Annotated in this window: 12 protein-coding genes and 2 other annotated features; of the genes, 3 read left to right on the top strand and 9 right to left on the bottom strand. The window is 35.2% G+C overall.

Annotation, left to right across the window (positions count from 1 at the left end; all coding sequences use genetic code 11):
• Positions 1 to 266: 266 nt before the first annotated feature.
• Positions 267 to 484, bottom strand: a binding site (T-box leader).
• Positions 485 to 648: 164 nt separating this feature from the next.
• Positions 649 to 825: a hypothetical protein gene (locus VXM77_RS03570; RefSeq protein WP_161831579.1), complete on the top strand. Its 177-nt coding sequence runs from the start codon at positions 649 to 651 to the stop codon at positions 823 to 825.
• Between the two features lie 498 nt (positions 826 to 1323).
• Here VXM77_RS03570 and VXM77_RS03565 read toward each other — a convergent pair whose 3' ends face one another.
• Both VXM77_RS03565 and VXM77_RS03560 read right to left on the bottom strand, forming a co-directional pair.
• Positions 1324 to 2301: a hypothetical protein gene (locus VXM77_RS03565; protein WP_338507179.1), complete on the bottom strand. Its 978-nt coding sequence runs from the start codon at positions 2299 to 2301 to the stop codon at positions 1324 to 1326.
• Complete coding sequence (locus tag VXM77_RS03560; protein WP_338507177.1) at positions 2285 to 3529, bottom strand: hypothetical protein; 1245 nt, start codon at positions 3527 to 3529, stop codon at positions 2285 to 2287. The genes VXM77_RS03565 and VXM77_RS03560 overlap by 17 nt, the downstream gene beginning before the upstream one ends.
• Positions 3530 to 3765: 236 nt before the next feature.
• Between VXM77_RS03560 and VXM77_RS03555 the strand changes: the two genes are divergently transcribed.
• The gene (locus VXM77_RS03555; RefSeq protein WP_338505899.1) at positions 3766 to 4335 is read left to right on the top strand and encodes a transposase family protein; all 570 of its coding nucleotides are present in this window, start codon (positions 3766 to 3768) and stop codon (positions 4333 to 4335) included.
• Positions 4308 to 5102 (top strand): ISL3 family transposase, encoded by a 795-nt coding sequence (locus VXM77_RS03550; RefSeq protein ID WP_338506044.1) that lies wholly within the window; start codon positions 4308 to 4310, stop codon positions 5100 to 5102. The genes VXM77_RS03555 and VXM77_RS03550 overlap by 28 nt, the downstream gene beginning before the upstream one ends.
• Before the next feature lie 208 nt (positions 5103 to 5310).
• Here the strand turns inward: VXM77_RS03550 and rplT are convergent, their stop codons facing one another.
• The 7 genes from rplT to VXM77_RS03515 all read right to left on the bottom strand — a co-directional run bounded on the left by rplT (position 5311) and on the right by VXM77_RS03515 (position 10037).
• The gene (gene rplT / locus VXM77_RS03545; RefSeq protein WP_055243298.1) at positions 5311 to 5670 is read right to left on the bottom strand and encodes a 50S ribosomal protein L20; all 360 of its coding nucleotides are present in this window, start codon (positions 5668 to 5670) and stop codon (positions 5311 to 5313) included.
• A 43-nt stretch (positions 5671 to 5713) separates the two neighbouring features.
• Positions 5714 to 5911 (bottom strand): 50S ribosomal protein L35, encoded by a 198-nt coding sequence (gene rpmI, locus VXM77_RS03540; protein ID WP_161831576.1) that lies wholly within the window; start codon positions 5909 to 5911, stop codon positions 5714 to 5716.
• Positions 5912 to 5935: 24 nt separating this feature from the next.
• Entirely contained in the window at positions 5936 to 6472 is a 537-nt protein-coding gene (gene infC / locus VXM77_RS03535; RefSeq protein WP_262950841.1) for a translation initiation factor IF-3, read from the bottom strand.
• 25 nt (positions 6473 to 6497) lie between these two features.
• Positions 6498 to 6638, bottom strand: a sequence feature (ribosomal protein L20 leader region).
• Between the two features lie 54 nt (positions 6639 to 6692).
• A complete protein-coding gene (locus VXM77_RS03530) occupies positions 6693 to 7679 on the bottom strand; it encodes a hypothetical protein (RefSeq protein WP_161831575.1) in 987 nt (328 codons plus the stop codon).
• Between the two features lie 339 nt (positions 7680 to 8018).
• Complete coding sequence (locus VXM77_RS03525) at positions 8019 to 9206, bottom strand: hypothetical protein (protein WP_338507167.1); 1188 nt, start codon at positions 9204 to 9206, stop codon at positions 8019 to 8021.
• Positions 9207 to 9224: 18 nt separating this feature from the next.
• On the bottom strand, positions 9225 to 9758 hold the full coding sequence (locus tag VXM77_RS03520) for a YiiX/YebB-like N1pC/P60 family cysteine hydrolase (RefSeq protein WP_338507164.1): 534 nt from the start codon (positions 9756 to 9758) through the stop codon (positions 9225 to 9227).
• Positions 9759 to 9827: 69 nt separating this feature from the next.
• Positions 9828 to 10037, bottom strand: coding sequence for a hypothetical protein (locus tag VXM77_RS03515; protein ID WP_161831572.1), 210 nt, complete (start codon positions 10035 to 10037; stop codon positions 9828 to 9830).
• Positions 10038 to 10135: the final 98 nt, after the last annotated feature.

Here is a 10135-nt window from a genome sequence, read left to right as displayed (position 1 = left end):
TTTAAATAATTGGAATCATCACTCTTCGTTTTAAAGAAAGTTTTTTATTTTGTTAAAATCTTAATCGTCATAAGTCATCAATAAATTCTTTAGTACTCTTTCAAAAACCAACCTTAGAACCTTACTCCGTGATTTTTAGAAGAACATGGTGGGAGAATCTATCCTTTTCCTTATTTATGATGAATTAAGCTTTATACCGATATCGTAGCAATTCAAGGACGTTATCTGTTATTATCAAGCCGCAAAAAAAAGCACTCCGCCCTATAACTAAGGACGAAATGCTACTATTCCGCGGTACCACCTTGTTTGCAGGTTCAAAAACCTACCTCTCTAAACTTTAACGCAGTAAACGAAATTTCCTACTTTTATTTCAGAAACTCAACTCACAGGCTACTTCAAAGTGATCACATAAGGTTCTTTCAGCTATGAAACCTCTCTCTAGAATGTGAAGGAAACTTTTACTCCTCCTGATCATCGTTTTTTATATCACATTATATACACTGATATTCTACTATAATCCGCCTCCTTATTCAAGAGTTAGTCAAAAATTTTATAACCTTCTACACGAAAAATATTTATTTTCTTTTGTGAAAACGAATTGATACTCCGTTTCCTGTCCGCATAGACTATAGCATAGGGGGTGAAAATATGGGACGCTATCAGCGGGGTGGAGGGTTTAGAGCTTATTTGCAATCCCTTCGCTCAATTATTTCTGTTTTATTTTTCTATCAACTTTATTTAATCATTTTTTCATTTTCCCAATTTGATTTTGTAATGCTCATGATTCTTGGAGGATTACTCGGACTTTTGTGGTGGATTTGCTAATTCAGCCTAACATAAAAGTAGGCCATGACTCCAGGTCTGTAGCCTTTTTAAAAAGCAATCGTTTCGCCTCATTGAACGATTGCTTTTTGCGTTCTAACTATCGTTTCACTAGAATCAATTGATTCGATAACGTTCTAATTCTCCCTTTCTCCTTCTATCCTTTAAGCAACAGCCCTTCAAACAATGGTAGCTAAACTGTCATCGCTAACTCCATTCGATTAATGACCGTTAAATAAGGATTCCTCATCACGACAACGGAACATTTAAACGATCAAATCCACTGTCATACGAATGAAAAGTCCCCTCCTTTTCATCCATACAAAAAAAGTAATTGGAAGAACATTCAATTCCAATTACTTTTTTCATAGCTAATATACAAACAGAATAACCCTTTGCCTTTGATAAACTTTCCCTCACACGAATCATCAGCGGTTACTCAGCCGAAAATTTTTATAAAGCAACCACCTATCCCCATTTTTCATAACAGAGGAGATTCATTTATGATGACTTCGTTCCGGTTGTTGAACTCGGCGGCGGTGCATTAAATTGGTCATACACCTGCAAAGCCATTAAGTGGGGGGCGATACACTCATTTAATAACGCAATATTAATGAGCGAATGATCCTGTAAATTTTGATTTAATTCCTCTAGGTCAATACAAAGTGATCGAAAAAAGAAATAGTGTCGCAGCGCTTGAACCTTCTCATTTTTTACGTAATCTAAAATAATGGAATGCAACCCTGGGACTTGATGATAATTTTCTAAAAACAAACACATGTCGACAGAGGAAATAGAAAACATACTCTTTTCAAAGTTAATTAAATAGGACGACTTTTCAGTTACTAATAAATTAGCAACATTTACATCCCCATGAATTAAACTAATCGGCATTTTTTTATCTTTCTTGATTAAATCATAAAATTTCTTTAACTCATCATGAGCATGATGCAACATCGTATACAACATGGGATAGACCATCATAAAATACCACTCAAAGGGAGAGCGCTCCTGCCTCAACTCAAAAGCCTCCATATTTTTTTGCAACGCATCATAACTATCTTGTAACCTCTTATAATCTTTATTATAAATACGTTGCAGCTCATCATCACGCACATCGACTTCTAACGCTGTTTCAGCGTGTAGTTTCCCAAGTAATGCAATGTAATAGTGAATCTGTTGCTCAAGCGGAAGTGGGATAGTCTGAACATAGTCCGTGAGGTAAAAAAAATGATCGCGCCAAGGGACGCAGTGCTTATTATCCCTTGTGCGATAAATAGGTAATATATTATGTGACAACGATTTATACGCAAAAAGTTGCTTCATAATAAACTCATCATTCCCACTAGCGACTTTTAACAAATACTCGTGATTAGTCGCTCTAATTTTCATAGATTTTTGCGTAATCGGTGTTATCGATTCAATTACTAAATCATAATGGGCCTGAACAAATTCCTTTATCTCATCGTAATTTGCCATAGTTAATCATCACACGATCTCCACAGCGTAATGGTGTAGCCAACTCATCCTTATTATAAATTTCTTTTTCTGACACCCCATACTTTGTGCAAATATTTGTGATCGTTGTTTCCTCTTCTTGAACAAAAATGATTTTTAAAATGCTTTCCCCATCTGAAAATTGATTAGCAATTGAATCTTCATTTGAAACAACTGAAACTGACGTATTAGGGGCTAATTCTTCCATCTTTTCTGCCACTTCAAGCAACTCTGCTTCTTCTACTGGTTGTGTTGCTTCTACAACTGTTTCCACAACGTCTTCTACTGAATCATTTGTAATTGGATGTTCCCCTTCTAATGAGTATAACATATCAAAAATTTCTGATTTCTGTTGAGGTTTCACTGTGACTTCTGCAGCGTTCTCTTTCTTGATTGGAAATGGTAACACTTCATCTGTCTCTTCAACCTCTACCTCTTGGTGAACCACTGGAATTTCTGGAACAGCCTTATGATGCTCTTTTTCTACCTTAACTTCTTCCCCGACCACTGGTTCTACAACCGTTACTTCAGTCTCTTTCGTTGGTTCTACTACATTTTCCACGGTTGAATCAGAAACAGTAGCTGTTTGCTTCTCAATCACTTTTTTAATCTTATCAGTTAAAGCTTCTTTACGCTCTTCAGCTAACATTGGATCAATAGCCTCGTGCATCGGTTGATGATCGAATACAACCTCGTCAAAATCGATATAATCCGAATCATCTTCTACTACTTCGATTTCGTTCACTTCCTCAACTGCAGGTTCTACTTCCACAACTTCACAAACCTCAGACTTAGCAACTTCGGCACCTTTATTAAACATCACAGGGGCCTGTGTTTGAGAGTCCTCTTCATGGTGATCCTCATCTACTAATTTCACCACATCACCTAAGTCATATCCTTCTAATGTTAAATTTAAAGATAAGGCTAAACTATTATCACCTTTTACATCATAATCAAAATTCGTAATATCGGCATTAATATCCCCTTTTTTACCGCTATTAGGTAAAGTAATATCAAGTGGAATATGCTCAGTAAATGTTTTTTGTGTTCCTTCTGTTGTTAAGTACTCTCCATCAATCGATACATCGCCGCGTAAAGATAAATAATCTCCTTCATCGTGCGCCTTTGTGTTTGGCACAATATTAAGCGATACGATATCTGCTATGTTGTTGATCGGTAATGTACAATCCCAATTAAATGAATAACTCATGTTAGACCCTCCTAATTTGATATTTCAATTCATTATATTCTTCAAATTCTAAAATATGTGAAATCGAGATCAAAAATGATTCAACATTTCAATTGAAAAACGGTTCTATAATATTTGGTGTGGGTGATGCCCACACCTCTTTTATTGGAATTAAAAAATAAGTACAAAAAAAGAGACATAACGTCCCAAATTCTATACAATGTAATCGACCAAAAAAACACGAAAGGATTGGGTTTATGTCTCACACTAATTGTATCTCAACTTTACTTGATTTAAAAGATAAAAATATTACTTTTTCAAAAAATTGTATCCAAGAAACTCAGATTAAGAATGTTCGTTCTAAACTTATTTTGGGAACTCTTTCTTTTCAACCGACTCATTGCTACCACTGTGGTCATTCTTTTGACTCAAATATCATTAAACACGGCTTCAAAACTTCACGTATTAAGCTAGTCAAAATTTCCGGATTTGATGCTTATCTAGACTTAAAAAAACAACGTTATAAATGCCGTCATTGTGACCGAACATTTACCCTAGAAACATCTCTTGTTAACCCTAATTGTTTTATTTCCACTCCCGTAAAACAAGCCATCTTTTTAGAAGCTAGTCATAAGAAATCCGAAACAGATATTGCACGTGAGCTTAACGTTTCTCATTCAACCGTTAACCGCGTCATTCATTCTTCCTATGAAGAACAGCCGCTTCCCTTTAATTCTCTCCCAAAAGTTCTTTGTTTTGACGAGTTTAAGTCGGTTAAATCGGCCGAGGGTCACCTGCCATGCGAAGCATGTATCCTCCATTGGTAGGGAACGGAGCAATGTCCTTCATTTTTTGTGATGCGTCCAATGGAAAGCTAATTGATATCGTTGAAGACCGTCGCTTAAGTACACTAAGGACTTATTTTATGCGATTTTCTAAAGCAGCTCGTGAAGGTGTAACCCACGTCGTCATTGACATGTACGCCCCTTATATGACACTCATTAAAGAGGTATTCCCTAAGGCTAAGATTGTTTTAGATAAATTTCATATCGTTCAACTAGTCTCTCGTGCTCTTAATAAAACACGCATTCGTTTCATGAATCAAAATAAAGAGTTTTATAATAAATTCAAACATTATTGGCGACTTCTCTTAAAAGCCCAAGAAGATCTTAATGCCACTCATTACTTCTATTCCAACTGCTTCAAAAAGATGATCTCTCAACAAGAAATTATTGACTTTTTATTAGCCCTAGACCCTGAACTAAAGGAGACTTATGATTTCTACCAAACTGTCCAACAGGCTATTAAACTTCGTAACCTTGAAATATTTCATCATGCCATTCAACACCCCTCTGACCTGCTTTCACACGAAATGAAAACAGCTTTAAAAACACTCACTCATTATCAAGATTATGTCAAAAATACTATCGAAACTCCTTATACAAATGGAGTACTCGAAGGAATTAACAATAACATTAAAGTCATTAAACGTATTGCCTTCGGATACCGTAGTTTCTACCATTTCAAAGCAAGAATTTTGATTATTCATAAATACACTTTTGAACAAAAAAAGAAGAGGAACCAAGCCGTCTAAAGAATGGCCTAATTCCTCTTGATTACATGTATAGATTTTATTCACCCACACGATTTGACAAAGAGCCTGAAAAACTTCCAAATTAATACGGATAAACATGAGCTCTCGTTTAAAACACCCCACATATCTATCTAACTAACCCATTTAAATCATAAAAAAAAGCATCCCTAAAGGATGCTTATTCTCTTAAAAAATATGAAACAATAAATTATTTATTCATTGCTTCTTTAGCTGTATTAGCTAAAGTTGCGAATGCAGCAGCATCAGAAACAGCTAAGTCTGCTAACATTTTACGGTTAACTTCGATTCCAGCTAATTTTAATCCGTGCATTAATTTGCTGTATGATAATCCGTTCATACGAGCAGCCGCATTGATACGAGTGATCCATAATTTACGGAAATCACGTTTTTTCTGACGACGGTCACGGTAAGCGTATTGTAATGATTTCATTACTTGCTCATTTGCTGTTTTGTATAATGTATGTTTAGATCCGAAATAACCTTTTGCTAATTTTAAAACGCGTTTACGACGTTTGCGTGATACAACTCCACCTTTTACACGTGGCATAATGAGTTCCTCCTTTGTTGTTACGAAAAATGTTTAGTGATTATTATAAGCTATATAACATATCTTTAATACGTTTGTAATCGCTATTAGATACAACAGCTGATTTAGCTAAGTGTTTCTTTTGTTTTGTTGTTTTGTTATGAGCTAAATGGCTTGTATAAGCGTGAGAACGTTTTAATTTTCCTGATCCTGTACGTTTAAAGCGTTTAGCAGCTCCACGATGAGATTTCATTTTTGGCATGGTAGAGTTCCTCCTTTATCTTTTCTACTTTTTCTTTGGTGCTAAAACGAGAAACATTGAGCGTCCGTCAAGTTTAGGATTTGATTCTAAATCCGCAATCTCAGCGCACCCCTCAGCAAAGCGAGTTAAAACGTTACGTCCAAATTCCGTGTGTGCGATTTCTCGTCCTTTAAAACGTACACTTACTTTAACTTTATCACCTTTTGCAAGGAATTTTTGTGCATTTTTCAACTTTGTATTAAAGTCGTGTTGCTCAATGTTAGGACTTAAACGAACTTCTTTTAAACTCACAGTCGTTTGGTTTTTACGAGCCTCACGAGCGTGACGTTGTTGTTCGTAACGGTATTTACCATAATCCATAATACGACAAACAATTGGGTTAGCTTGTGGTGCAACACATACTAAATCTAAGTTTTTCTCAGAAGCAGCACGTAATGCATCTTTACGTTGCATTAATCCTAATTGCTCACGATTCGGACCAATCACTAACATTTCCTTTGCACGGATATCTTCATTGATTAAGCTCTCGTTTTTTACATTTTTCTTGCTAATGATGAGCACCTCCAATTTTATAGAACATTCATGGAAAAAAAGAAAAACGCAAGCACTATAACCTAAGATAAAGCGCCCACGTTTAAATCACAATCACGTAACATCGTAACGATGTGACCTTGAACCTATCAACTGAAGCTGATCAGGTGAGAAGTGGGTACTTCTTCTTTCCACATGATATTCACATTTATTAATTTTAACACCTCAATTAGTTTATGTCAACTAGGTATTAAATATTCTTCAATTTTTTTAGATTATCATCATTTAACAATGGACTTTGCATTAATAGCTGTAAAGCTTCATCATTAATGATTTGATCCTCGATTAGTTTACCATACGTTCCGTTACAAAGCAACTCTTTATAATAAGAATTAAAAATTTCCAATGTTAACACATCTTCGTCAATATACCTCTTCATTTGTCTTAAATGTTTACTCATACTTATTTTATCAATAGTTTCATAATCAAAAAACTTTAAATACGCAGTTGGTGTTGCAAATAACGGTGTTATCATTTCAAAGGAAGACTGAATCTTCACTCGCTTCGCAGGTTCTTGATCGATGTATTCCTTTAAATATTCAAAATCGACCTCATTATTAGCATATAACAACTCCATCTCATCCCCAAACAAACGCATTCCCTTTTGAACTTTATAATACGGTTCAGAAAGATCATCGACAAATGCCCCAATTACCGGATTAATGTGCAACAAAAGTTGGCTTACTGAATATTTTCCGACAACCCCAAACAAAGGAAAGGATAAAATAAAAAGAATGACTAAAAGATATGTATACGCATGTAAGGCACTTAAACATCCACTTAAAAGATGGTCCACCTTACGATCAAACTTAATTTGCGGACATAAATAGTTTTCCCATTCATAGTTCACTGAAAAAACATAGAGTAAACTTTTAAATACGGCAAATAGCAAAATAAATAAAATCATAAAAATAATAAACGGAAGCACGTATTGCTCATAAGGTTGAAGAACGTAACTAAAACTTTCCGGAATCCATGAAGAAAAATCAAAGGTTGAAAAAAAGCGATTCATCAGCATCGTGGTAATTCCAAAAGAAAGGACGCCAGCTAAAATCATCGATGCTAATTGCATTAACAAGTGAAGCAAATTCAAACGATACGAACGCTTATAATAGGTTGATACGATTAAATAAAAAACAGCAATGATTGCTAGATCTAAGATTAAACTTTTTATCACTTCTGTTACCCCCATCATGTAAGACTCTCTCAAACTATTCCTTACATTTTAAGCCATCACCCTTATATTTATGCCCATGAACGTTCCACTTTTTCAGCTAACAAAATCTCTTTCAACGACAAAAAAAACACTTAAACGCCATTAAGCCTTTAAGTGTTTTTTTATTTCATTACAGGGATTATCCCCTATCATCTTAATGATTATCCCTTCTAAATATCAATCGAAACCGATAAGATACGTTTTTTCATCACAATCTTCAAAGATAGCAAAAAGGCAAGATTCGTTCATCTTGCCCTTTTGGGTAATCTCTTAATCGTTTTAGTTTCTTTTTCACCTGCGCTATTTGTCAGAATCCTTTTTAATTAAATCCATCGAAATATCAACGAGTGTTGGCGTCCTACTATCCAAGCTTTCAAGGGTCGTCGTCCCTAGTTTACTAAAGTTGGCATCATAAACATCTAATTCTATGTTTTCTCCTTCGTAAAGACGATTTTCTAATAAGATGATTTGATTTTGAAAGTCAAATCCAGCCATCCGTTTATCCCCGTACAAAAACACTTCATAATTCGCATTCTCGATATCATTTAAGTCTATTTTTAATAGTAAATTATCCTCTTGATACAATCCCTTTTGATAGTCTGAGGCTTCCGACGATTTATTACAAAGAACCTCCAAAAACAATTCATCGTCACTAAGACTAAATCTAGAAGCCGGAACACATTGCTCGCGTTCTTTCGAGTCTGTTTCAGGATAGCTTACTTTCTTTTGAATAGTCAGATTCTCATCAACTTCCAAAATCATAAACGAGCCATTTTCCTCGTCAGTCCCAAATATAAACAACTTATTATTAGCGTGATAGAACTCAATAGGACCATCATTTATTCCGAGATTATCTCTAATATCGCAAGAATAAAGTAAATTAAATGATAAATCATAGACTAAAATTTTCTCCTCAATTATTAGATTGTCATCCTCATCTAATTCGGGAGAAGCTGTGTTAGCGTATAGAAAAATTTTATTATTAAACATGACACCATTTCTTATAGCCAGTTCACTTTCAAACTCCTTACAAACCCACTCATCTGCCAAATAGCACGCCCCAGAATTATATAACCCTTCCTCGGCGAATCCTCCATTCACGGTTAAAAAAAGCTGTTGAGAGAATGGATTAATCACATCATAAATTTTATTTAAGGTCGGTAGCGTTGTAATTTCTTTTGTGTCATAATCATAGAATGACGGCGTTTTGGCAATATAGCCATCAAAATACACTTGCTGACCGAGTTGTTTCAGGTAAGAATACTCAATTCCTGTTTCCACTGGAAACTCCTCATAGTTTTTTACCCTTCCTTGATCGTCCGTTGTCACTAAGACGGAGTTGTTATACGGATCTTGACTTACAATATATTTCGCACTAAACTCAGTGGCCGAATCCGATGAACCCCCCTGCTTCATCTGATGAAAGACATAGGAAGCAAGTACAATAAAAATAAGTAAGCCACCCAATTGTAACACTCTTTTTCTCATATTAATCCCCTTTTTTCATTATTTTACCTTCTGATAGAAAAATACATTATCATCCCATAAAATCTGATACGGAGTGACACCTACAATACCTGATGGAATCGGAAAGCTTGTTTTAGCATTCCCTACATTATAACCAGCCGCCAACCACGCCTTGTATACTAATTTTGAACAGTACCAAGCATTTGTGCTAGATAGTGTAGTTTTAATTGCATATGGTTTTCCTATTTGTTGCCTTGCATAATTCACAGCTGTTTTATACTTCGCTTGAGTTGCCCCGCCCACGTATAACTCATCCGTGTTATATTTTGCCCAAAACGACTTATATCTATTTTTACTAGCCACCCCGAAGTCTGGGTGCGCTTCGATCACATAATTGGTTGTAAAATCAGCAATACCCGCATGACCATGGTTCCACTCTACATATACCCCTCCTGTCTTAGGCCATCTCCACGAAAAGGTCTTATCCATACTAATTAAGATATCACCATAATTAGTCCAGTCTGCCCTAGCTGTATAATTTACACTATTAGGGACTAAGCTATCCTTTTTCATTTCTGTAATAGCATCAATCTCCTCTCTATTTAAATCCGCTATAACTTCTAAGACATTTCTAGTAGCATCTTACCTTTCATCCTCGGGTAACTTATCAATAATAGGTTGATTCAAATCCCTAATTTGTTGTGAATAGGTTTTTAAATCACTTGAACGCATAAGAAAATCTTCAGGCATTATTACCTCATAGTCTGATTTTGCAAAAACACCCTCTGCATTTGCTAATGACATACTTGTAGCCATAAATAGGCCAATAATAACTTTGCTAGTTACTTTCATATAAACTCTCATCTCCTTAATAGTTATTAAATTAATCCCCTATAAAATTTCAGATCAATTCCTCTACAATTTTACAAAAAAAACTTTTTTCTGTCAAT

This window comes from Turicibacter sp. KK003 (assembly GCF_037014675.1).
GTDB lineage: Bacteria > Bacillota_I > Bacilli_A > MOL361 > Turicibacteraceae > Turicibacter > Turicibacter faecis.
Note: the sequence above shows the minus strand (reverse complement) of the source record. Positions and strands in the feature narration are given on the sequence as shown.

Excerpts from the sequence above, each read along its gene's own strand:
- VXM77_RS03570 (WP_161831579.1), top strand. The coding sequence starts at position 649 with ATGGGACGCTATCAGCGGGGTGGAGGGTTTAGAGCTTATTTGCAATCC.
- VXM77_RS03565 (WP_338507179.1), bottom strand. The coding sequence starts at position 2,301 with ATGGCAAATTACGATGAGATAAAGGAATTTGTTCAGGCCCATTATGAT.
- VXM77_RS03560 (WP_338507177.1), bottom strand. The coding sequence starts at position 3,529 with ATGAGTTATTCATTTAATTGGGATTGTACATTACCGATCAACAACATA.
- VXM77_RS03555 (WP_338505899.1), top strand. The coding sequence starts at position 3,766 with ATGTCTCACACTAATTGTATCTCAACTTTACTTGATTTAAAAGATAAA.
- VXM77_RS03550 (WP_338506044.1), top strand. The coding sequence starts at position 4,308 with ATGCGAAGCATGTATCCTCCATTGGTAGGGAACGGAGCAATGTCCTTC.
- rplT (WP_055243298.1), bottom strand. The coding sequence starts at position 5,670 with ATGCCACGTGTAAAAGGTGGAGTTGTATCACGCAAACGTCGTAAACGC.
- rpmI (WP_161831576.1), bottom strand. The coding sequence starts at position 5,911 with ATGCCAAAAATGAAATCTCATCGTGGAGCTGCTAAACGCTTTAAACGT.
- VXM77_RS03525 (WP_338507167.1), bottom strand. The coding sequence starts at position 9,206 with ATGAGAAAAAGAGTGTTACAATTGGGTGGCTTACTTATTTTTATTGTA.
- VXM77_RS03520 (WP_338507164.1), bottom strand. The coding sequence starts at position 9,758 with ATGAAAAAGGATAGCTTAGTCCCTAATAGTGTAAATTATACAGCTAGG.
- VXM77_RS03515 (WP_161831572.1), bottom strand. The coding sequence starts at position 10,037 with ATGAAAGTAACTAGCAAAGTTATTATTGGCCTATTTATGGCTACAAGT.